The organism is Leucobacter tenebrionis (genome assembly GCF_019884725.1).
Classification (GTDB): domain Bacteria; phylum Actinomycetota; class Actinomycetes; order Actinomycetales; family Microbacteriaceae; genus Leucobacter; species Leucobacter tenebrionis.
This window is the reverse complement of sequence record NZ_CP082322.1, coordinates 369,767-391,617: the sequence shown is the minus strand read 5'-3', so window position 1 is coordinate 391,617 and position 21,851 is coordinate 369,767. Positions and strand designations below refer to the sequence as shown.

Genomic DNA, 21,851 nt, shown 5'->3' with positions numbered 1-21,851 from the left:
TTCTCCCAGGAGGCCGCGCGATCCGCGCAACCGAGTGCTTCCGCTACCGCGAGTCGTCGAGCTGCAGCCGATAGCCCATGCCCGGCTCGGTCAGCAGGTACCGGGGATGCGAGGGATCGGGCTCCAGCTTCTTCCGCAGCTGCGCGAGGTACAGACGCAGGTATCCCGTGTCCCTGGCGGGTTCGGCGCCCCAGATGCGGGTGAGCAGCATCTGCCGCGTCACGAGCCTGCCGGCATTGCGGATCAGCAGCTCCATGATCAGCCACTCCGTCGGTGTGAGTCGGATCCGGCGCTCCTCGCCACCCCCGGTGTCGACGACCGTGTGGGCCGCGATATCGACGGTGACGGTGCCCAGTCGCGCCGCGGGGGCCTCCTGCACCGCTTCGTGCCCGGGCTGACGGCGTGTGAGGGCCCGGATCCTGGCGAGCAGCTCCTCGATCGAGAAGGGTTTGACGACGTAGTCGTCGGCGCCCGCATCGAGCGCCTCGACCTTGTCCGAGGATCCGGCGCGCCCCGACACGACCAGCACGGGCATCTCCGACCACCCGCGGATCGCGCGGATCACGTCGACCCCGTCGAGCCGGGGCATGCCGAGATCGAGCAGCAGGAGGTCGGGCCGCCGATCCGCGACCGTCGACACGGTCTCCGCGCCGTCGGCGGCGGTGATGACCTCGTACCCCTTCGCGGTGAGGGTGATGCGCAGCGCGCGGAGCAGCTGCGGGTCGTCGTCGGCGATGAGGATCTTCACGGTGTCGCCCCCTCACGAGGCGGCGGGGTCGAGGACGGCAGCGACACCACCATCGTGAGTCCGGTGCCGGGCGTCTGCTCGGGGCGGAGCTCGCCGCGCATCGCCTCGACGAAACCGCGGGCGAGCGCGAGGCCGAGCCCCAGGCCCGTGGTGTTGTCGGTGTCGCCGAGGCGCTGGAACGGCATGAACACCTCGTCGCGGCGGTGCTCGGGGATGCCGGGGCCGTGATCCACGACGCGGATCTCGAGCCGGTCGCCCGCGACCGCGGTCTCGACGCGCACCGCCGCCCCGGCCGGCGAGTGGCGCACCGCGTTGGCGAGCAGGTTCACGAGCGTGCGCTGCAGCAGCACCGGGTCGCAGATCACCTCGGCATCGCCGTGATCGAGCGTCAGCTCGACATTGCCCGTGCCGAGCTGCAGCTCGTCGAGCGCGGGCAGGATCGCCTCCGCGGGGTCCGTGGCGATCTCGGCGACGGAGATCACTCCCGCCTGGAGCCGACTCGCGTCGAGCAGATCGGTGACGAGGGCGCTGAGCGCGGCGAGGCTCTCATCGGCCGTCTCGAGCAGCGCCCGCCGATCCTCTTCCGAGAGCTCCGAGCCCGCGGCGCGCAGCCCGCCCACCGAGGCGGCTGCGGCGGCGAGCGGTCGGCGCAGGTCATGGCTCAGCGCCGACAGCAGCGCGCCGCGCAGGCGATCCGAGTCGGTGACCGTCTCGAACTCGTCGACGGTCACCGCGAGGCGACGGCGTGTGCGCGCGTTGCGACCGACCACGATACTGACGAGCACCGCGATCGCGATGTGCAGCAGCAGCACGAGCACGTGGATCGGGTCGGCGATCGTGATCTCGCGGTAGGGCACGATGAACGTGAGATCGATGACGACACCGGAGAAGAGGGCCGCGAAGAGCGCCGGCCAAATTCCCCCGAGCAGGGCGACGGCGACGACGAGCAGCTGGTAGCTGAGCACCTCGAGCGCCGTGGTCTCCGCACCGTGCAGGAAGCGGAGGGGGACGAGCAGCAGCAGCCCGCCCGCGAGCGCGAGGGCGAACCCCGAGAGCTGGCGGGCCAGACTCAGACCGCGCTGCTCGCTCATCTCGTCCTCGCTCTCGTCGGTCGCAACAAGCGTATGCCGTCGCGGCGCGGCGCGCAGGATCAGGCGGCGTGCACCCATGGCCTTCGCCTCTGATCCGGCTCGGCCTCCCTGATCACCTCGCGCGTCATCGGGGCGATCTCGCCGTCGCCGAGGAACAGGAATCTGATGAGGTGGTGCAGCGGGTGGCCCTCGGTCCACCGGAAGTAGACGTGAGGGGTGCAGTCGACCTCGCGGCGCAGGTGCAGCGCGATGGCGGCGATGCCGTTCGCCACGGTGCTGCCCCGCGCGGTGAGGATGCGGAACCCGTGCCGCTCGACCCCGTGCACGACCAGCTCGTCTTCGAAGTCCGAGCTGTCGTACACCTCGATCTCGATGAACAGCACGTCGTCGTCGGGCAGATCGTGCGCGACTCGTGCGTGCTTCAGCTTGGCGCGGTAGCGCTCAGCGCTCACGTCGTTCGGCGTGTGCGCAATGAGTCGGAGCACACGATCCGATCGTGCTTCGACCATGGCGGCCGCGGCCGCGTCGAGTCGCACCGAAGTCGCGCGCAGCTCGGTGGAGCGGGCCACGCGGGATACGAAGCTCACGACGACGATGCCGACGATGAAGCAGGCCGCGATCTTGATGCCGTCGGGTCGCTCGATGATGTTCGCGATCGTCGTGTACAGGAAGACCGCGGTCGCGATCCCGAACCCGATCGCAGCCCGGTGCTGGCGTCGGCGTCGCGCGACGAGGGTGACCGCGATCGCAGCGGAGGTGATGAGCACCAGCACGCCCGTCGCGTAGGCGCCGCCCTGCGCGTTCACGTCCGCCTGGAACAGGACGGTGATCAGGAAGGCGATGCCGGTGAAGACCAGCACGAGGGGGCGGGTCGCCCTCGTCCACGCCGGCGCCATCCCGTAGTGGGGCAGGTAGCGCGGCACGAGGTTCAGCAGACCCGCCATGGCCGAGGCGCCGGCGAACCAGAGGATGGCGATGGTGATCAGATCGTAGGCGGTGCCGAAACCCTCTCCGAGGTAGGCGTGCGCGAGATAGGCGAGGGCGCGGCCGTTCGCGGATCCGCCCGCCTCGAACTCCTCGGCAGGGATGAGCGCGACGGTGGCGATCGACGAGGTGATCAGGAAGCCGCTCATGATGAGGGCCGAGGTGGTGAGGAGCCTGCGTGCGCCCCTGATGCGGCCCGCGGGCCGCTCCTCCGTGTCGCCGTCATCGCCCCGGATCTGCGGCATGACCGCGACGCCGGTCTCGAAGCCGGACAGGCCGAGCGCGAGCTTCGGGAACACGATGAGCGCGACCGCGACGACGAGCAGGGGGTCTCCGTGCTGCGTGGTGAGCGCGCCCCACCAGTCGCCGAGCGCGACGGGGCTCGCCACGAGGTGCGCGACGGCGACCGCGAGCACTACGAGGTTGAGGGTCAGGAACGCGGCGACGAGCACGGTGGCGAGCCGGATCGCCTCGCGGAACCCGCGCAGGAAGACGCCGCCGAGCGCCGCGAGCAGCACGAGCGTGACGATCACGTTCTGCCCGTGCAGCGGCTCGGGCGCGAAGGGGTTCTCGATGAGGTGCGCGGTCGCGTCGGCGGTCGAGAGCGTGATCGTGATGATGAAGTCGGTGGCCGCGAAGCCGAGCAGCACGAGCACGGCGAGCTTGCCGCGCCAGCGGGGGAGCAGCTTCGCGAGGATCGAGATGGAGCCGGTGCCGTGCGGGCTCTCCTGCGCCACCCGGCGGTAGATGGGCAGGGCGCAGAGCAGGGTGACCGCGACCAGCACGATGGTCGCGATGGGTGCCACCGCCCCCGCCGCGAGCGCCGCGATCGCCGGCTGGTAGCCGAGCGTGGAGAAGTAGTCGACGCCGGTGAGGCACATCACGCGCAGCCAATGCGCCCGGCGCCGGCCCTCCGGGCGTCCGTGCGGCCCGGTCTGGCGCCCCGGCGACTCCGCGGTGTCGGCGAGCAGCCAGCGACCCAGGGCCCGACCGCGCCGTGGCTCCGGCGCCGGTTCGGAGGCCCGGTCGGTGCTCGGAGTTCTCTCGAGTGACGAGACCGTCGATGTGTGCTTCACCCCTCCATACAAGCGCTGCGCACCGGCTCGCGGGGCGATCCTCACGATTTCCATACGGCCCGGGTACATCGGAAGCGGCGCTCGCAGGGGAGGGCGCCGCCGCTGTGGGATAATGGCGGGCAATGTCTCCTCGCAGCGTGAACCCCCCAGTGCCGGCATCGACCGACCCCGCGAAGATCCGCAATTTCTGCATCATCGCGCACATCGACCACGGCAAGTCGACCCTTGCCGACCGCATGCTGGGCATCACCGGCACCGTCTCCGACCGAGACATGCGCGCGCAGTACCTCGACAACATGGACATCGAGCGCGAGCGCGGCATCACGATCAAGTCGCAGGCCGTGCGCATGCACTGGGCGCAGGGCGGCGTCGACTACGCCCTCAACATGATCGACACGCCGGGCCACGTCGACTTCAGCTACGAGGTCTCGCGCTCGCTCGCCGCCTGCGAGGGCGCGATCCTGCTGGTCGACGCGGCGCAGGGGATCGAGGCGCAGACCCTCGCCAACCTGTACCTGGCGATGGAGAACGACCTCGAGATCATCCCGGTGCTCAACAAGATCGACCTGCCGGCGGCGGACCCCGAGCGGGTGGCCGGCGAGATCGCCGATCTCATCGGCGGGGATCCCGACGACATCCTGAAGGTGTCGGGCAAGACGGGCGCGGGTGTCGAGGAGCTGCTGGATCGCGTGGTCGAGCGGATCCCCGCACCCGTGGGCGAGATCGACGCTCCCGCGCGCGCCATGATCTTCGACTCCGTCTACGACCCGTACCGCGGCGTCGTCACCTACGTGCGCATGGTCGACGGCCGACTGACCCCGCGCGAGAAGATCCTCATGATGTCCACGAAGGCCGAGCACGAGGCGCTCGAGATCGGCGTCTCGTCACCCGGTCCGATGCCGACGAAGGGGCTCGCCGTCGGCGAGGTGGGGTACCTCATCACCGGTGTGAAGGACGTGCGCCAGTCGAAGGTCGGCGACACCGTCACCACCAAGCTGAAGCCCGCGCAGGATCCGCTGCCCGGTTACACCGACCCGAAGCCCATGGTGTTCTCGGGGCTGTACCCGCTCGACGGCAGCGACTACCCGATCCTGCGCGACGCACTCGACAAGCTCAAGCTCTCCGACGCGGCGCTCCAGTACGAACCCGAGACCTCGGTGGCGCTCGGCTTCGGCTTCCGCTGCGGCTTCCTCGGCCTGCTGCATCTCGAGATCATCTCCGAGCGCCTGCGCCGCGAGTTCGACCTCGACCTCATCGCGACCGCGCCCAGCGTGATCTACGAGGTCACGACCGACGACGGCAAGACGGTCACCGTCACCAACCCGTCGGAGTACCCGGACGGCAAGATCTCGAGCGTGCGCGAGCCGGTCGTGAAGACGGCGATCCTCGCCCCCAAGGACTACGTCGGCGCCATCATGGAGCTCTGTCAGAGCCGTCGCGGCAGCCTGCTCGGCATGGAGTACCTCGGCGAGCGGGTGGAGCTGCGCTACAGCATGCCGCTCGGCGAGATCGTGTTCGACTTCTTCGACCACCTGAAGAGCCGGACCCAGGGCTACGCCAGCCTCGACTACGAGCCGATGGGGGATCAGGAGGCCGATCTCGTGAAGGTCGACATCCTGCTGCAGGGCGACAAGGTCGACGCGTTCAGCGCGATCGTGCATCGCGACAACGCCTACCACTACGGCACGATGATGACCGAGCGGCTGCGCAAGCTGATCCCGCGCCAGCAGTTCGAGGTGCCGATCCAGGCCGCAATCGGCGCGCGCGTCATCGCTCGCGAGAACATCCGCGCGATCCGCAAGGACGTGCTCGCCAAGTGCTACGGCGGCGACATCAGCCGCAAGCGCAAGCTGCTCGAGAAGCAGAAGGAGGGCAAGAAGCGCATGAAGATGGTCGGCCGCGTCGAGGTGCCCCAGGAGGCCTTCATCGCCGCGCTCTCGGGCGATGTGGAGGGCAAGGAAGCCGCGAAGAGGTGAGCGCGATGAGCAAGGACAAGAACCAGCCCACCAGGCGCAGCAGCCACGTCGAGATGCCCGTCGCCTACGCCGCGGTCGGCGCGTCGAAGTCGCCCGACCTGCTGCGATTCCCGCCCGAGGGCAGCACCCCGTACGAGGAGGAGCTGCGGCTCGGCAGCGGCCAGGATCGCTTCCTGCTGGCGTCGAGCCTGCTGATGACCTGGGGGGCGCAGCGCGGCAGCGGCGTGCGCGTCGAGGACGTGGTGCGGGGCTCGGGCGAGCACTACTCGGGCGTGAGCTTCGACGAGGACGGGCAGCCGCAGGCCGCCGGCGAGGTCGAGGAGCACTTCGGCCCCGAGGGCGAGCCCTACCTCGTGGCCGGCACCACTGCGACGCTGCACGCGGAGGGGCAGGATCCCCGCAGCGTGCTCATCATCTACACGGTCGACGAGGAGCGCCGAGCGGGCTTCGCGTGGGGCACGCGCGACGAGGCCGGGGCCGTGGGCGAGCAGCTCTTCGTCATCGAGCACCGCGAGGACGACACGGTCTGGGCCGTCGCCCGGGGCTTCCTCTCGGCGCCCAAGGGAGGCCTGCTCGGGCTGAAGGCCCGCTCCGATCTGCGCACCGCTCTCGACGCGGTGAAGACGCAGCTCGCGGCGCTCGCGCCCGGCGCGGTCGCGGGCACCGTCCCGCCCGGGGCCGCGGATGCCGACGGCCCTGGTGCCGACTCCGGAACCACCGATACCGGAACCGACACCGGCGAAGATGCCGAGCATTCTGCCTGAGGGCGATCCGGCTCCCGCTGACGGATCCCTGCCCCCGAGCGTCGCCGACGGCGCCTCCGAGCGCCGCTTCGGGGTATACGTGCACGTGCCGTACTGCCGCGTGCGCTGCGGCTACTGCGACTTCAACACCTACACGGCCAGCGAGCTCGGCGGCACCCGGCGCGACGACTACGCGGGGCAGGTGCAGCACGAGCTGGGCTTCGGCGCCGAGGTGTTGCGGCGCGCCGGAGTGCCGGATCGCCGGGTGTCGACGGTCTTCTTCGGGGGCGGCACGCCCACGCTGCTCCCGGCCGCCGATCTGACGGCCATGTTGGGGCGGATCCGCGACGAGTGGGGGCTCGCCCCCGGAGCGGAGGTGACGACGGAGGCGAACCCCGACTCGGTCGACGAGGCGTACCTCGCCGAGCTCGCGGCGGCCGGGTTCACCCGGGTGAGCTTCGGCATGCAGTCGGCGGTGCCCCACGTGCTCGCGACGCTCGATCGCACGCACACGCCCGAGCGCGTTCCGCTCGTCACCCGCTGGGCGCGGGAGGCCGGGCTGCAGGTGAGCGTCGACCTCATCTACGGCACGCCGGGGGAGTCGCTCGCCGACTGGGAGCGCTCGATCGATGCCGCGCTCGCCACGGATCCGGACCATATCTCGGCATACGCGCTGATCGTCGAGCAGGGAACGAAGCTCGCCGCGCAGATCCGCCGCGGCGAGGTGCCCGAGCCCGACGAGGACCTGCACGCCGATATGTACGAGCTCGCCGACGCGCGCTTCTCAGCCGCGGGGTTCTCGTGGTACGAGATCAGCAACTGGTCGCGCACCCCCGAGACCCGCTCCAAGCACAACCTCTCGTACTGGACAGGCGAGGACTGGTGGGCCGCCGGTCCCGGTGCGCACAGCCACGTCGGCGGAGTGCGGTGGTGGAACGTGAAGCACCCCGGCGCCTACGCACAGCGCATCGCGGCGGGGATCTCGCCGGCGCACGCGAGGGAGGCGCTGAGCGAGGAGGCGAGGCACGAGGAGCGCGTGCTGCTCGAGACGCGGATCGCCGATGGCCTGTCCGCGGAGGTGCTCTCGGCCGATGAGCGCCGCGCGATCCCGCAGCTCATCGCCGACGGGCTCATCGACGGGCGGGCCGCGATCGCCGCTCCCGGACGGCCCGCGCGCGTGATCCCGACCCTGCGCGGGCGCCTGCTCGCCGACACGGTCGTGCATCGCCTGCTCGGCGGGTGAGCCGCGTCCCCGGGGTTATCAGGACCGTCTCGGGGTTCGCTGTCGGCGTGCGTCGCTGCGGGCGCTTACGAGGGTGCTGCGGTAGACTTGGCACTCTGAAGAGACGAGTGCCAGGAAGGATGGTCGGTCGCATGGTGTCGGAGCGCAGCCTCGCGGTGCTGCACGCAATCGTGAGCGACTACGTCTCATCGAACGAACCCGTGGGGTCCAAGGCCATCGTCGATCGGCACAGCTTCGGGGTCTCCGCGGCCACGATCCGCAACGACATGGCGCTGCTCGAGGAGGACGAGCTGATCGCTCAGACGCACACCTCCTCGGGCCGGGTTCCCACCGACAAGGGCTACCGCCTGTACGTCGACACGCTCGCCAGGATCCGCCCGTTGAGCGCCGCCCAGCGGTCCGCCATCGAGCGCTTCCTCGGCGAGTCGAGCGACCTCGACGACGTCATGGCGCGCACGGTCCGACTGCTCGCGCAGCTCACCAATCAGGTGGCGGTCGCGCAGTACCCGTCGCTGCGCCGCACGGTCGTGCGCCACATCGACCTGGTCGCGATCGGGGAGGACCGGGTGCTCTGCGTGCTCATCCTCGGCAGCGGCGTGGTCGAGCAGCAGGTGGCGTGGCTGCCGGCCTCCCGGGTCACCGAGGCGTGGGTGCACGGCCTGAAGCAGCGGATCTCGGAGACCGCGGTCGGCGCGGACGTCGAGACAGCGGTCGCCGCGGTGACGGACCTGGTCGAGCGCGTCTCCGAGTGGGCGCAGCCCGACGAGACGGAGCTGGTGCGGCGGGTGCTCTCGGTCGTATCGAGCCAGCTGCAGGCCAACCGCAGCGAGCGCATCGCCGTGTCGGGCGCCGCCAACCTCTCCCGCCCCGGCGAGTTCGCGGGGTCGCTGCCCGCGGTGCTCGAGGCGATCGAGGAGCAGGTCACCCTGCTGCGCCTGTTCGGCGAGCTCGCGCAGGACGGGCGCGACGTGTCGGCCTCGATCGGGCGGGAGAACGCGCGCTACGGCCTCGCGGCCACCTCCGTGATCGCCTCCAGCTACGAGCGCGAGGCCGACTCGGTGTCGAAGCTGGGCGTGCTGGGGCCCATGCGCATGGACTACGCGGGTAACATCGCTGCGGTGCGCGCGGTGGCGCGCTATCTCAATCACTTCCTGGGCGAGGAGCAGTAGCTCCCGCGGGCGCGTGTCGTGCGCGCCGCCGCGTCCAGTCATCGAACTCACCGAACAACACCCCTGAGGAGCACAACGTGGCCGATCACTACGAGACTCTCGGCGTGTCGCGAGAGGCGACGCCCGAAGAGATCAAGAAGGCCTATCGCCGGCTCGCGCGCGAGCTGCACCCCGACGTGAATCCGAGCGAGGATGCGGCGGAGCGCTTCAAGAACGTCACGCACGCCTACGACGTGCTGAGCGACCCCGAGCAGCGGCAGCGCTACGACATGGGCGGCGGCCAGGGCGGTGCCGCCGGCTTCGGCGACATCTTCGAGACGTTCTTCGGGGGCGGCTTCGGCGGCGCGCAGCGCGGCCCGCGCTCCCGCTCCGAGCGCGGCGACGACGCCATGATCCGCGTCGATGTCTCACTCGAAGAGGTGATCTTCGGGGCGCAGCGCGACATCACGGTCAACACCGCGGTGCTGTGCGAGGTCTGCCAGGGCAGCTGCTGCCAGCCGGGCACCCACCCGGTCACGTGCGACGTCTGCGGCGGTCAGGGTCAGGTGCAGCGCCAGGTGCGCTCGCTGTTCGGCAACGTCGTCACGATGCACCCCTGCGGCAGCTGTCAGGGCTACGGCACCGTGATCGAGCACCCGTGCGTCGAGTGCGGCGGCAAGGGTCGGGTGCGCGAGCGCCGCACGATCCCGATCGACATCCCCTCGGGCATCGACACCGGCACCCGCCTGCAGATGCGCGGCGGCGGCGAGGTCGGCCCGGGCGGCGGCCCCAACGGCGACCTGTTCGTCGAGTTCCGCGTGATGCACCACGACGTGTTCAGCCGGGACGGCAACGACCTGCTGTGCACCATGCAGGTCTCGATGACCGACGCGGTGCTCGGCACCACGGCGAAGCTGAAGGCCCTCGACGGGGAGGTCGAGGTCGACGTCGTGGCCGGCACGCAGTCGGGCGACGTCATCACGGTGCGTGGGCGCGGTATCCAGGGGCTGCGCAGCACGACCCGGGGCGACCTCAAGATCGCGGTGCAGGTGAACACGCCGATCAAGCTGTCGAAGCGCGAGCAGGATCTGGTGCGCCAGCTCGCATCGCTGCGCAGCGACGATCCGCCGCACCTGGGCGAGTTCCAGCAGGGCTTCTTCGGCAAGCTGCGCGACCGCTTCTTCCGGCAGGGCTGACCGGGCGCGGCGCCGATGGCCAATCTCTACTACCGCGAGGAGCTCGCCGACGGTGAGTTGCGCCCCGGTGCCCTCGTCGAGGTGACGGGCGACGAGGCGCGCCACGCGGTGCGCGTGAGCCGCCTGCGCCAGGGGGAGCGGATCCTGGTCGGCGACGGCGCCGGGACTCTCGGGGAGGGGATCGCCGAGCACGTGGCGAAGGATCGCTTCGCGGTGCGCATCGATCGCGTGGAGAGCGTTCCCGCGCCCTCGCAGCGGCTCGTGCTGGTGCAGGCGCTCGCGAAGGGCGATCGCGACGAGCGCGCGGTCGAGCAGGCCACCGAGTTCGGCGTCGACGACATCGTGCCGTGGCAGGCCGCGCGCTCGGTGTCGCGCTGGGACGGCGCCGGCGGTGCCGAGAAGGCGGCGAAGGGCGTCGCGAAGTGGACGCGGATCGCGCGAGAGGCCTCGAAGCAGTCGCTCCGGGCGCGCGTGCCGGGTGTGACCGACCCCGCGACCCTCTCCGATCTGTGCGAGCTCGCCTCGCGCCCCGACGCCGAGGTCGTCGCTCTGCACCCGCGGGGCGGGCGCCGGCTCGTGGAGTGGGCCGCGGGCGATTCGGCGCGGCTGGCCGAGCGGATCGTGCTCGTCGTCGGCCCCGAGGGCGGCTTCGCCGATGAGGAGCTCGACGCCCTCGAGGCTGCGGGGGCCGTCGTGCGGGTGCTCGGGGAGACCGTGCTGCGCACGTCGAGCGCCGGCCCCGCGGCGATCGCCGTGCTGAACGCCGCGCTCGGCCGCTGGTAGCCGCGGCCTCTGCGGCGGTAGACTGACCCTTATGGCACAGGACACGATTTTCGGCAAGATCGCCTCGGGCGAGATCCCCGTCGAGATTCTCGCGGAGACGGATCGCGTCATCGCGTTCCCCGATATCGCCCCTCAGGCGGCGATGCACATCCTCGTGATCCCGAAGACCGCGGAGTACGAGAACGTCGCCGAACTCGCGGCGGGCGATCCCGAGCTGCTCGCCGAGATGATCACGGTCGCGAAGCGCCTCGCCGACGAGCGCTCGAACGGCGAGTTCCGCATCATCTTCAACAACGGTGCGAGCGCGGGTCAGACCGTGTTCCACGTGCACGCGCACGTGCTCGCGGGCGATCTCGGGGAGGGTTCGCTCGTTGGAGCCTAGAGAGGGAGCCCGTGAACTCGACTGACGCTCAGGCGGCCGGGGAACCGGAACTGCAGCGCACCGTGCTCCTGGCCGGTGTCGACCTCGCCTCGTTCCTCGGCCACCGGGACCAGCTCATCGCGGATCTCGAGGCGCAGCACCCGCGGGTCGCGTTCCACGCCCGCGACCAGGTGCTCACGCTGCGCGGGCCGGCCGCCGAGGTGCTCGCCGCCGAACAGGTGGTGCACGAGATACTACAGATCGCGAAGCTCAGCGGAGCCGTCTCGCGACACGATGTGAAAGAGGTCACCCGAATGGTGCACGAGGGCAACGGGCCCATGGCTGCGCAGGTGCTCAGCGAACCCATCCTGACGGTGCGCGGCCACGCCGTTCGCCCCCAGACCCGCGGGCAGCGGGCCTACGTCGATGCGATCGACGAGCACACGATCGTGTTCGGGATCGGCCCGGCGGGCACCGGCAAGACCTATCTGGCGATGGCGAAGGCCGTGCAGGCGCTGCAGCGACGCGAGGTCGCGAAGATCATCCTCACCCGCCCCGCGGTCGAGGCCGGAGAGCGGCTGGGCTATCTGCCCGGCACGCTCGAGGACAAGATCGACCCCTACCTGCGGCCCCTGTTCGACGCCGTGGGCTCGATGATGGATCCCGACGTCGTGCCCAAGCTGCTCGCGAGCGGCACCATCGAGGTCGCGCCGCTCGCCTACATGCGGGGGCGCACCCTCAACGAGTCGTTCGTGATCCTCGACGAGGCCCAGAATACGACCCCCGAGCAGATGAAGATGTTCCTCACCCGTCTCGGCTACGGCTCGAAGATGGTGGTGACCGGCGACATCACGCAGATCGACCTGCCGATCGCCGCGAGCGGGCTGCGCGTGGTGAACCGCATCCTGCGCGGCGTCGAAGACATCCACTTCGCCGAGCTCGGCTCCGACGACATCGTGCGGCACAACCTGGTCAGCCGCATCGTCGACGCCTATTCGGCCTACGATCAGACCAGGCAGAAGGGAGACGCCGAGTGAGCGTCGAGATCAACAACGAGTCGGGCATCGAAGTCGACGAGGCCCGGCTGCAGCGGCTCTCGGCGTTCGTGCTCGAGTCCCTGCACGTGCATCCCGACACGGAACTCGGAGTGGTGATGGTCGACGAGGCGGCGATCGAGCAGCTGCACGTGCAGTGGATGGACGAACCCGGCCCCACCGACGTGCTCAGCTTCCCCATGGACGAGCTGCGCCCGGGCCGGGTCGATGCGCAGACCCCCGCGGGGCTGCTGGGCGACGTCGTCATCTGCCCGCAGGTCGCCGAGGTGCAGGCCGACGCGGCGGGGCACGACCTCGAGCAGGAGATGTCGGTGCTGCTCACGCACGGCATGCTCCACCTGCTCGGCTTCGACCACGCCACCCCCGACGAGGAGGCCGAGATGTTCGGTCTGCAGCGCGATCTGCTGCTCTCCTTCGCCATGCGCGAGCGGGGCCGCAGGTGAGCGCCGATCCTCCCAGCGGCCCGGTTCGACTGCCGCATCGGCTCTCCGCGACGGCGAAGCGCATCGGGGCGCTCGTCGCGCTCGGCCGCGGCCGCGTGCGCGACGAGGAGCAGCTGCTCTCGATCGTGGACCAGGCCGCTGAGCAGGATCTGCTCGAGGACGACGACCGCGACATCATCCACTCGATCGTCGAGTTCGGCGACACCGTCGTGCGCGAACTCATGGTTCCCCGCACCGACATGATCACCGTCGACGCGAGCCAGTCGGTGCGCGAGGCGCTCGAGGCGCTGCTCGCCTCGCGCCACTCGCGCATGCCGGTCGTCACGGGCGGACCCGATGACGTGGCGGGGATCGCCTACCTGCGCGATGCGAGCGGGTTCGTGCTGCGCCGCCCGGAGGAGGCCGAGGTCGAGCGCGTCACCCGCATCATGAAGCCCGCGATGTTCGTGCCCGAGCTGCAGCCGGCCGACAAGCTGCTGCGGCAGATGCAGCGCGAATCGAACCACCTCGCGCTGGTGGTCGACGAGTACGGCGGCATCTCGGGGCTCGTGACGCTCGAGGACCTCATCGAGGAGCTGCTCGGCGACATCGCCGACGAGCACGACCGCGAGGTGCCCGACGTGGCGCAGCGCGAGGACGGGTCGTTCCTGGTGAACGCCCGGTTGTCCGTCGAAGACCTGGGTGAGCTGTTCGGCATCGATCTCGAAGACGACGAGGTCGACACGGTGGGCGGGCTGGTGTCGAAGCACTTCGGCCGTCTCCCGGAGACCGGGGACACCGTGACCGTCGAGGGCATCGAGCTGACGGCGGCGGACACCGAGCGCAGACGGCAGCGACTGCTGACCGTCGAGGCCCGCTGGGTGGGCCCCGAAGAGGAAGAGGAAGACGAATGAGCGAGCAGCGAGCCGAGGGGGCGGATCCCGGGTCCGTGCGGTCCGAGAGCGGCGAGACGGCGCAGCCCGAGTTCCGCGCAGGCTTCGTCTCGTTCGTGGGACGGCCCAACGTCGGCAAGTCGACGCTCACCAACGCACTCGTCGGCGAGAAGATCGCCATCACGAGCCCCAAGCCGCAGACGACCCGCCGGGCGATCCGCGGCATCGCGCACCGCCCGGACGGTCAGCTCATCATCGTCGACACCCCGGGTATCCACCGCCCCCGCACGCTGCTCGGCGAGCGTCTCAACGCGCTCGTCGAGACCACCCTCGGCGACGTCGACGTGATCGGCTTCTGCGTGCCGGCGAACGAGAAGCTGGGGCCGGGCGACCGCTTCATCAACGAGCGGCTCGACGACTTCCCGCGCGCCAGGAAGGTCGCCGTCCTCACCAAGGTCGACGAGGCCTCGCAGGGGGAGATCATCGACCAGCTGACCCGTCTCGGCGCGCTCCGCGAGTGGGACGCCGTCGTGCCGATCTCGTCGATCACGCGGGAGCAGCTCGACGTGCTGAGCGACGTGCTGCTCGGCCTCATGCCCGTCTCGCCGCCCCTCTACGAGCACGAGACCACCACCGACGAGGGCGAGGACGACCGGATCGCCGAGCTGATCCGGGAAGCCGCGCTCGAGGGCGCTCGCGAGGAGCTGCCGCACTCGCTGGCCGCGACCGTCGACGACCGCGAGGAGCGCGAGCCCGACCGCGAGGGCGAGCTCGGCCTGCTCGAGATCTACGCCTCGATCTACGTCGAGCGCGACAGTCAGAAGGGCATCGTGATCGGCAAGGGCGGAGCGCGCCTGCGCGAGGTGGGGGAGCGCGCCCGGCGGGAGATCGAGTCCCTGCTGGGGCGCCGGGTGTACCTCTCCCTGCGGGTGAAGGTGCTCAAGGAGTGGCAGCGGGATCCGAAGGCGCTCGGCAGGCTCGGGTTCTGAGTCGGCGTGCGCGGGCCGGGTGCGATCCGCACCCGGTGAAGCAGTGCTATAGTGTCCTCATGCTGTTCGGCTCGCTTCTCCTTAGCTGCCGCGACGAGTCCTAATCTTCAGGCCTCCCTCGTCGCGGAGTTTCGTGTTGGCTGAACCCAGGACCCAGACGAGAAAGTTTTCGAGCCCATGAAGAACACGCAGCAGCCCTCCGGTATGCCGGTCCACCGCTACCGCCCGTACCACGAGATCATCAAGGTCGACCTGCCCGACCGCACCTGGCCCACCAAGCGCATTACCGAGGCTCCGCGCTGGTGCGCGGTCGACCTGCGCGACGGCAACCAGGCGCTCATCGACCCGATGAGCCCCGAGCGCAAGCGGATCATGTTCGACCTGCTCGTGAAGATGGGCTACAAGGAGATCGAGGTCGGCTTCCCCTCGGCGAGCCAGACCGACTTCGACTTCGTGCGTCAGCTCATCGAGGACGACGCGATCCCCGAGGACGTGACCATCCAGGTGCTCACCCAGGCCCGCGATCACCTGATCAAGCGCACCTACGAGTCGCTCATCGGCGCCAAGCAGGCGATCGTGCACCTCTACAACTCGACGAGCATCCTGCAGCGCGATGTCGTCTTCCGCTCGGATCGGGCCGGCATCAAGCAGATCGCCCTCGACGGCGCCAAGCTCTGCCGCGAGAGCGAGTCGATCTGCGAGGGCACTCGGATCTACTACGAGTACTCGCCCGAGTCGTACACCGGCACGGAGCTGGAGTACGCGGTGGAGGTCTGCAACGACGTGCTCGAGATCTTCGAGCCCACGCCGGAGCGCAAGGTCATCATCAACCTGCCCGCGACGGTTGAGATGGCGACGCCGAACGTCTACGCCGACTCGATCGAGTGGATGAGCCGGCACCTGAACCACCGCGAGAACGTGATCCTCTCGCTGCACCCCCACAACGACCGCGGCACCGCCGTCGCGGCGGCCGAGCTCGGCTACATGGCCGGGGCCGACAGGATCGAGGGCTGCCTCTTCGGCAACGGCGAGCGCACCGGCAACGTCGACCTGGTCGCGCTGGGCATCAACCTGTTCACCCAGGGGATCGACCCGCAGATCGACTTCTCGCGTCTCGACGAGGTGCGCCGCACGGCCGAGTACTGCAACCAGCTGCGGGTGCCGGAGCGCAGCCCGTGGGCCGGCGACCTGGTCTACACCGCGTTCTCGGGTTCGCACCAGGACGCGATCAAGAAGGGCTTCGAGCGCATGGCCGAGGACGCCGAGGCCGCGGGCAAGTCCGTCGACGACATCGAGTGGGCCGTGCCCTACCTGCCCGTCGACCCGAAGGATCTGGGGCGGTCGTACGAGGCCGTGATCCGCGTGAACTCGCAGTCGGGGAAGGGCGGCGTCGCCTACCTGCTCAAGACCGATCACAACCTGGATCTGCCGCGGCGCCTGCAGATCGAGTTCAGCGCCGTGGTGCAGGGGCTCACGGACACCGAGGGCGGCGAGGTCTCGAGCGACGAGATCTGGCGCATCTTCCAGGACGAGTACCTGCCGACCACCGACTCCTCGTTCGAGCGCTGGGGCCGCTACGAGCTGTTCCGCACCTCGTCGACGAGCGCGGGCGACGGTGTGACCGAGCTCACCGCCGACTACCGCGACGGCGAGGGGGAGCACCGGCTGACCGCGCGCGGCAACGGCCCGATCGACGCGTTCATCAACGGTATCAACGACAACGGCCACTCCGTCACGCTGTTCGACTACGTCGAGCACGCCATGAGCTCGGGGGGCGACGCGGTCGCCGCGGCGTACGTCGATCTCGAGGTCGACGGGCAGCGGCTGTGGGGTGTCGGCATCGATCCCGACACGACCCGCGCGACCCTCAAGGCCATCGTGTCGGCGGTGAACCGGGCGGCGCGCGCGGTTGCGGCGGCTCAGCCGGAGGCTGCGACGGTCGGCGCCTGACCCGATTCCCCCGGTTGTTCGTAGATATCTTCGAATGATCGGTGTGGCGCGGGCCCGTATCTCGGAGGTGCACCCTAGGCTGGGTGCGTGATTGCTTCGATAGGCGGGCCCGTGCTCGCATCCGGTGCCGGTTGGGTCGTCGTGGGTGTCGGCGGGATCGGCATGCGGGTGGAGGTGCCGAGCGGGCGTGTATCCCAGGCCTCGGTGGGAGAAGAGGTGTCGCTGCAGACGTCGCTCGTGGTGCGCGAGGACTCGCTCACGCTGTTCGGCTTCGCCACGCAGAGCGAGCTGGAGGTGTTCGGCCACCTCATCGCGGTCTCCGGGGTGGGGCCCCGCAGCGCGCTCGGCGTGCTTTCGGCGCTGAGCCCCGCGGAGATCGCCCGCGCCGTCGCCGCGGAGGACGAGAAGCCGTTCCGCAAGGTGTCGGGCATCGGCCCGAAGACCGCGAAGCTGATCGTGGTCTCACTGGCGGGCAAGCTGCCCGAGCTCGCCCTCGACGACGACTCCTCGGCCACCGCGGCGGCGGACCCCGCGCAGCTCGCGGCCGACGCGGTGAGCGAGGGCCTCGTGGGTCTCGGCTGGTCCGATGCGGATGCACGTCAGGCGGTGCAGGACGCGCGGGAGGCCGGAGCGCCCGATGATCACGCCGGTCTGCTGCGCGCGGCGCTCGCGCTGCTGCAGGCGGCTCGCGGCGGCACGGGGGCCCGCCGATGACGGGGGAGCTGTCGCCCCAGGCTTCGCCGTCGGAACGGGGGTACGAGGGAGCGCTGCGTCCGTCGACCCTGTCGGAGTTCGTCGGCCAGTCCAAGGTGCGACGCCAGCTGGGCCTGCTGCTCGAGGCGGCGACCATGCGGCAGCACACCCCCGACCACATTCTGCTCGCGGGCCCGCCAGGTCTCGGCAAGACCACGCTCTCCATGATCGTGGCGGCCGAGCTCGACACGCCGCTGCATCAGACCTCCGGCCCCGCGATTCAGCACGCCGGCGACCTCGCCGCGGTGCTCTCGGCGCTCACCCCCGGCGAGGTGCTCTTCGTGGACGAGATCCACCGCATGGCGCGCAGCGCCGAGGAGATGCTCTATCTCGCCATGGAGGACTTCAAGGTCGACATCATGGTCGGCAAGGGCGCCGGCGCCACCTCTGTGCCGCTCGAACTGGCCCCGTTCACGCTCGTCGGCGCCACGACCCGGGCGGGTCTGCTGCCCAATCCGTTGCGCGACCGCTTCGGCTTCACCGCGCACCTGGAGTTCTACTCCGACGACGAGCTGGCGAGCGTGGTCAGGCGCGCGGCGCGCCTGCTCGACTTCGCGCTCTCGGATCAGGGCGTCGAGGAGATCGCTCGGCGATCCAGGGGCACGCCCCGCATCGCCAACCGTCTGCTGCGGCGCGTGCGCGACTACAGCCTCGTGCACGAGACGCCCGGCGACACCCCCAGCGTGCAGGCGGCGCTCGCCCTCTACGACGTGGATCAGCACGGCCTGGACCGGCTGGACCGCGAGGTGCTGCGCGCCGTCGTCGAGCGCTTCGGAGGGGGGCCGGTCGGCCTCTCGACGCTCGCCGTCTCGGTCGGCGAGGAGTCCGAGACCATCGAGGCGGTCGTTGAACCGTTCCTCGTGCGGGCGGGCCTGCTCACGCGCACGCCCCGGGGGCGCGTCGCGACCCGCCTGGGGTGGGAGCACGTCGGCATGGAGCCGCCCGCGGCTCCGGCAGGCGCTCCGACGCTGCTCTGATCGATTCGTCATTCTGCTCGCGAACGAATGACCGGTCCGAATGATCCTGTGTCATGGGTTCTCAGCCTCGGCACGGTAGGCTAATACAATCTGTGCCTCGCGGCTCCGCTCGGGAACCGCTCCAGCGAAAGGACTCTCGTGGCTCTCGACCCGATCAGCATTCTCATGTTCGGACTCATCGCAGTTCTGATCTTCTTCATGTTCCGCAACGGCAAGAAGCGCCAGCGCGCGATGCAGGAACTCCAGAACGGTCTGCGTCCCGGCGCCGAGGTGATGCTGCAGTCGGGCATCTACGGCACCATCGAGTCGATCGACGAAGAGGACAACCGCGCGACCCTGCGCAGCGGCACCACGACCATCGTCGTGCACCGCAACGCGATCTCGCAGATCGTGACCCCGGTCGAGGGCGCCGACGAGGCCGAGCCGACCAGCCCCGCCTTCGCCCCCGACGATGATCCCGAGTTCGGCGAGCGACTCGCGAAGGGCGCCCCCGACAGCACTACCGACGAGTCCCGCCCCGCCGCCGACGCCGGCGACGAGTCCGATCGCCCCGAGGGCGACGACCGGACCGACGGGCAGACCCCCCGGGCCTGATCCGTCACTGCCGCGGAAGAGGACCGCGGCATCTCCCACTCCACTCATAGAGAAAGCAGTCAGTCTTGGCGTCCACACCCGCGGTGCGGAGGGCTCGTCGCTCCCTCGTATTCCTCCTGGTTCTGATCGTCGGCCTTGCGGGGCTCATCACCTACGGCGTGTTCCGCAGTGACGCGACGTGGACGCCCAAACTGGCGCTGGACCTGCAGGGGGGCACGCAGATCCTGCTCGCCGCCGAGCAGACCGACGGTCAGGCGGTGAGCGGAGACCAGCTGCAGCAGGCGGTGTCGATCATCCGCCAGCGCGTCGACGCGGCCGGCGTCTCCGAGGCGGAGATCACGACGCAGGGCGGCCAGCACATCTCCGTGGCGATCCCCGGAAAGGCCGATGAGGCCACTCTGAAGCGCATCGAGGCGTCTGCGAAGCTCGACTTCCGCCCCGTGCTCGCGGCCGGGATGGGCGTCGACCTCACGCAGCAGGGCGGCGAGGGCCAGGAAGCCGAGGCGGAGCCCGAGCAGGAAGCTCCTCCGACGGACGTCGATCCCGATCCGCTGCCCACCGAGGCCGGCGATACCGCATGGATCACCCCCGGCCTGCAGCAGCAGTTCGACGCGTTCACCTGCGGCTCCGAAGAAGCCCTCGACACGCGCGACGCCCCCGCGGACCGCCCGCTGATCACCTGCGACGACACCGGCGTCGAGAAGTACATCCTGGGGCCGGTCGAGCTGAGCGGCGACGTCATCACCGATGCGGTCGCCCAGATCGGCACGACGAACACCGGCGCGAGCACGGGCGAGTGGGAAGTCCGCGTCACCATGAACAGCAAGGGCGCCGACGCGTTCGGCAAGATCAGCACCCGCCTGTACGGGGCTGCCGAGCCTCAGAACCGCTTCGCCTTCGTGCTCGACGGCAGTGTGCTCTCGGCTCCCACCATGAACGGGCAGATCCTCGACGGTCGCCCCGCCATCAGCGGCAACTTCACCCAGGAATCCGCGCAGGCCCTCGCCGACCAGCTCAAGTTCGGCGCCCTGCCCATGGACTTCACGGTGCAGAGCCAGGAGGACATCTCGGCGACGCTGGGCTCGAACCAGCTGCAGGCGGGCCTGCTCGCGGGCCTCATCGGCCTGCTGCTCGTGGTGGTCTACTCGATCTTCCAGTACCGGGCGCTCGGATCCCTCACGATCGCATCCCTCGCGATCGCGGCGGTGCTCACCTACCTGCTGCTCACATTCTTCTCGTGGCGTCAGGGTTACCGCCTCTCTCTCGCGGGCGTCGCCGGCATCATCGTCGCGGTCGGCTTCACCGCCGACTCGTTCATCGTCTACTTCGAGCGCATCCGAGACGCGCTGCGAGACGGATTCAGCATCGAGAGCGCGGTGGAGCACGGGTGGAAGCGCGCGTTCCGCACCGTGCTGGCATCCGACGGCGTGAACTTCCTCGCGGCCGTGATCCTCTTCATCCTCGCGGTCGGCAACGTCAAGGGCTTCGCGTTCACCCTCGGTCTCACGACCCTGGTCGACGTGCTCGTCGTCGCCCTGTTCACCCACCCGATGATGGCACTGCTCGCCCGCACCCGCTTCTACCGCTCCGGCCACCCGGCCTCGGGGCTCGATCCGAAGCGCCTCGGCGCGGTGTACCGCGGGCGGGCGCAGTTCCGCGAGCCCGTCGTCTCGGGCAAGGGCGCCGGTAAGAGGAACGCGCGCAGCCAGAAGGAGGCTGAACGCCGCCAGACCATCGCGGAGCGCAAGGCCGCGGAGCAGGGCGCCTCCCTCGAATCCGCATCCACCGGAAAGGAGAGCTAAGCATGGCTCGCTCATTCGCCGAATTCGGCAACGCTCTCTACACCGGCGAGAAGTCGATCGACTTCGTCGGCAAGCGCAAGACCTGGTACACGATCTCGATCGTCCTCATCGTGCTCTGCGTGCTCGGCCCGCTCCTGCGCGGCGGTTTCACCTTCGGCATCGAGTTCACGGGCGGCAGCCAGTTCCAGGTGCACATCGCGGGGGACGGGGATCGCGATCCCGCGACCGCCGAGGCCGCCGTCGCGGAGGTGCTGCCCTCGGCCGCGCCCCGCGTGGCGCAGGTCGGCCCCACTGACATCCGCGTGCAGACCGAGGCCCTCGACGACGCCGAGAACCGCGAGGTGACCGCGGCCCTCGCCAAGGCCTACGGCATCGCCGAAGACGAGGTCACCTACTCCTACATCGGCCCCGCCTGGGGCCAGGACATCACCAAGCAGGCGGTCATCGCGCTCGTGGTGTTCCTGCTGTTCGCCGCGCTGGTGATGGCCATCTACTTCCGCACCTGGAAGATGTCGCTCGCGGCCATCATCGCGCTGCTGCACGACCTCGTGATCACCGCGGGCGTCTACGGCATCTCCGGGTTCGAGATCACGCCCGCTGCGATGATCGGCTTCCTCACCATCCTGGGCTACTCGCTCTACGACACGGTGGTGGTCTTCGACAAGATCCGCGAGAACACCTCGCCGGGCGAGCTGAACGACCGGCGCACCTTCGCGGAGTCGGTCAACCTCGGCATCAACCAGACGCTCGTGCGCTCGATCAACACCTCGATCGTCGCTCTGCTGCCCGTCGCCTCGATCCTCTTCATCGGCGCGTTCGTGCTCGGCGCGGGGACGCTGCGCGATATCTCGCTGGCACTGTTCATCGGCATCCTGGTGGGCGCCTACTCGACCATCTTCATCGCTGCGCCCTCGTACGCGCACCTGCGCGAGGGCGAGCCCGGCATCAAGCGGCACGACGAGAAGGTGCTCCGCGCGCGCGGTACGAAGCCGAGCTCGGAGGAGCAGCGGGACGGGGCAGCGGTCGACGCCTGACTCGGTTCGTGGGAATGACCTCTCGTGGTGTAA

The 21,851-nt window shown here is 69.9% G+C and carries 20 protein-coding genes; 17 read left to right on the top strand and 3 right to left on the bottom strand.

Annotation, left to right across the window (positions count from 1 at the left end; all coding sequences use genetic code 11):
* Positions 1-43: 43 nt before the first annotated feature.
* Genes KVY00_RS01825 through KVY00_RS01815 form a run of 3 tightly spaced genes read right to left on the bottom strand, consistent with a single transcriptional unit; the run spans position 44 to position 3,704 of the window.
* A complete protein-coding gene (locus KVY00_RS01825; protein WP_223044058.1) occupies positions 44-748 on the bottom strand; it encodes a response regulator in 705 nt (234 codons plus the stop codon).
* Positions 745-1,917 carry a sensor histidine kinase gene (locus KVY00_RS01820; RefSeq protein WP_223044057.1) on the bottom strand — a complete coding sequence of 391 codons (1,173 nt, stop codon included), beginning with the start codon at positions 1,915-1,917 and terminating at the stop codon, positions 745-747. The genes KVY00_RS01825 and KVY00_RS01820 overlap by 4 nt, the downstream gene beginning before the upstream one ends.
* Positions 1,899-3,704 (bottom strand): APC family permease, encoded by a 1,806-nt coding sequence (locus KVY00_RS01815; protein WP_223045136.1) that lies wholly within the window; start codon positions 3,702-3,704, stop codon positions 1,899-1,901. Before KVY00_RS01815 ends, KVY00_RS01820 begins: the two co-directional genes overlap by 19 nt.
* A 317-nt stretch (positions 3,705-4,021) precedes the next feature.
* Between KVY00_RS01815 and lepA the strand changes: the two genes are divergently transcribed.
* The 17 genes from lepA to secF all read left to right on the top strand — a co-directional run bounded on the left by lepA (position 4,022) and on the right by secF (position 21,818).
* Complete coding sequence (gene lepA, locus KVY00_RS01810) at positions 4,022-5,875, top strand: translation elongation factor 4 (RefSeq protein ID WP_223044056.1); 1,854 nt, start codon at positions 4,022-4,024, stop codon at positions 5,873-5,875.
* Positions 5,876-5,880: 5 nt separating this feature from the next.
* Positions 5,881-6,639, top strand: coding sequence for a DUF1990 family protein (locus tag KVY00_RS01805; RefSeq protein WP_223044055.1), 759 nt, complete (start codon positions 5,881-5,883; stop codon positions 6,637-6,639).
* Positions 6,620-7,861, top strand: coding sequence for a radical SAM family heme chaperone HemW (gene hemW, locus KVY00_RS01800; protein ID WP_223044054.1), 1,242 nt, complete (start codon positions 6,620-6,622; stop codon positions 7,859-7,861). Before KVY00_RS01805 ends, hemW begins: the two co-directional genes overlap by 20 nt.
* A 131-nt stretch (positions 7,862-7,992) precedes the next feature.
* Complete coding sequence (hrcA, locus tag KVY00_RS01795; protein ID WP_223044053.1) at positions 7,993-9,030, top strand: heat-inducible transcriptional repressor HrcA; 1,038 nt, start codon at positions 7,993-7,995, stop codon at positions 9,028-9,030.
* Positions 9,031-9,107: 77 nt separating this feature from the next.
* A complete protein-coding gene (gene dnaJ, locus KVY00_RS01790; RefSeq protein ID WP_223044052.1) occupies positions 9,108-10,205 on the top strand; it encodes a molecular chaperone DnaJ in 1,098 nt (365 codons plus the stop codon).
* A 15-nt stretch (positions 10,206-10,220) separates the two neighbouring features.
* Entirely contained in the window at positions 10,221-10,988 is a 768-nt protein-coding gene (locus KVY00_RS01785) for a 16S rRNA (uracil(1498)-N(3))-methyltransferase (protein WP_223044051.1), read from the top strand.
* A 31-nt stretch (positions 10,989-11,019) separates the two neighbouring features.
* Positions 11,020-11,370, top strand: coding sequence for an HIT domain-containing protein (locus tag KVY00_RS01780; RefSeq protein ID WP_223044050.1), 351 nt, complete (start codon positions 11,020-11,022; stop codon positions 11,368-11,370).
* Positions 11,371-11,381: 11 nt separating this feature from the next.
* A complete protein-coding gene (locus KVY00_RS01775; RefSeq protein ID WP_223044049.1) occupies positions 11,382-12,386 on the top strand; it encodes a PhoH family protein in 1,005 nt (334 codons plus the stop codon).
* Entirely contained in the window at positions 12,383-12,847 is a 465-nt protein-coding gene (gene ybeY, locus KVY00_RS01770; protein WP_223044048.1) for an rRNA maturation RNase YbeY, read from the top strand. The genes KVY00_RS01775 and ybeY overlap by 4 nt, the downstream gene beginning before the upstream one ends.
* Positions 12,844-13,740 (top strand): hemolysin family protein, encoded by an 897-nt coding sequence (locus KVY00_RS01765; RefSeq protein ID WP_223044047.1) that lies wholly within the window; start codon positions 12,844-12,846, stop codon positions 13,738-13,740. Before ybeY ends, KVY00_RS01765 begins: the two co-directional genes overlap by 4 nt.
* Positions 13,737-14,708: a GTPase Era gene (gene era / locus KVY00_RS01760; RefSeq protein ID WP_223044046.1), complete on the top strand. Its 972-nt coding sequence runs from the start codon at positions 13,737-13,739 to the stop codon at positions 14,706-14,708. Before KVY00_RS01765 ends, era begins: the two co-directional genes overlap by 4 nt.
* Before the next feature lie 177 nt (positions 14,709-14,885).
* A complete protein-coding gene (leuA, locus tag KVY00_RS01755; RefSeq protein ID WP_223044045.1) occupies positions 14,886-16,658 on the top strand; it encodes a 2-isopropylmalate synthase in 1,773 nt (590 codons plus the stop codon).
* 87 nt (positions 16,659-16,745) lie between these two features.
* A complete protein-coding gene (ruvA, locus tag KVY00_RS01750) occupies positions 16,746-17,372 on the top strand; it encodes a Holliday junction branch migration protein RuvA (RefSeq protein WP_223044044.1) in 627 nt (208 codons plus the stop codon).
* Positions 17,369-18,388, top strand: a complete 1,020-nt coding sequence (ruvB, locus tag KVY00_RS01745) for a Holliday junction branch migration DNA helicase RuvB (RefSeq protein ID WP_223044043.1) — start codon at positions 17,369-17,371, stop codon at positions 18,386-18,388. Before ruvA ends, ruvB begins: the two co-directional genes overlap by 4 nt.
* 138 nt (positions 18,389-18,526) lie before the next feature.
* Positions 18,527-18,982, top strand: a complete 456-nt coding sequence (gene yajC / locus KVY00_RS01740) for a preprotein translocase subunit YajC (RefSeq protein WP_223044042.1) — start codon at positions 18,527-18,529, stop codon at positions 18,980-18,982.
* Positions 18,983-19,047: 65 nt separating this feature from the next.
* Positions 19,048-20,784, top strand: a complete 1,737-nt coding sequence (gene secD, locus KVY00_RS01735; RefSeq protein ID WP_223044041.1) for a protein translocase subunit SecD — start codon at positions 19,048-19,050, stop codon at positions 20,782-20,784.
* A 2-nt stretch (positions 20,785-20,786) separates the two neighbouring features.
* Positions 20,787-21,818: a protein translocase subunit SecF gene (gene secF / locus KVY00_RS01730; protein ID WP_223044040.1), complete on the top strand. Its 1,032-nt coding sequence runs from the start codon at positions 20,787-20,789 to the stop codon at positions 21,816-21,818.
* Positions 21,819-21,851: the final 33 nt, after the last annotated feature.

Excerpts from the sequence above, each read along its gene's own strand:
- KVY00_RS01820 (WP_223044057.1), bottom strand. The coding sequence starts at position 1,917 with ATGGGTGCACGCCGCCTGATCCTGCGCGCCGCGCCGCGACGGCATACG.
- KVY00_RS01815 (WP_223045136.1), bottom strand. The coding sequence starts at position 3,704 with ATGTGCCTCACCGGCGTCGACTACTTCTCCACGCTCGGCTACCAGCCG.
- lepA (WP_223044056.1), top strand. The coding sequence starts at position 4,022 with ATGTCTCCTCGCAGCGTGAACCCCCCAGTGCCGGCATCGACCGACCCC.
- KVY00_RS01805 (WP_223044055.1), top strand. The coding sequence starts at position 5,881 with ATGAGCAAGGACAAGAACCAGCCCACCAGGCGCAGCAGCCACGTCGAG.
- hemW (WP_223044054.1), top strand. The coding sequence starts at position 6,620 with ATGCCGAGCATTCTGCCTGAGGGCGATCCGGCTCCCGCTGACGGATCC.
- hrcA (WP_223044053.1), top strand. The coding sequence starts at position 7,993 with ATGGTGTCGGAGCGCAGCCTCGCGGTGCTGCACGCAATCGTGAGCGAC.
- KVY00_RS01785 (WP_223044051.1), top strand. The coding sequence starts at position 10,221 with ATGGCCAATCTCTACTACCGCGAGGAGCTCGCCGACGGTGAGTTGCGC.
- KVY00_RS01780 (WP_223044050.1), top strand. The coding sequence starts at position 11,020 with ATGGCACAGGACACGATTTTCGGCAAGATCGCCTCGGGCGAGATCCCC.
- era (WP_223044046.1), top strand. The coding sequence starts at position 13,737 with ATGAGCGAGCAGCGAGCCGAGGGGGCGGATCCCGGGTCCGTGCGGTCC.
- leuA (WP_223044045.1), top strand. The coding sequence starts at position 14,886 with ATGAAGAACACGCAGCAGCCCTCCGGTATGCCGGTCCACCGCTACCGC.
- ruvB (WP_223044043.1), top strand. The coding sequence starts at position 17,369 with ATGACGGGGGAGCTGTCGCCCCAGGCTTCGCCGTCGGAACGGGGGTAC.
- secF (WP_223044040.1), top strand. The coding sequence starts at position 20,787 with ATGGCTCGCTCATTCGCCGAATTCGGCAACGCTCTCTACACCGGCGAG.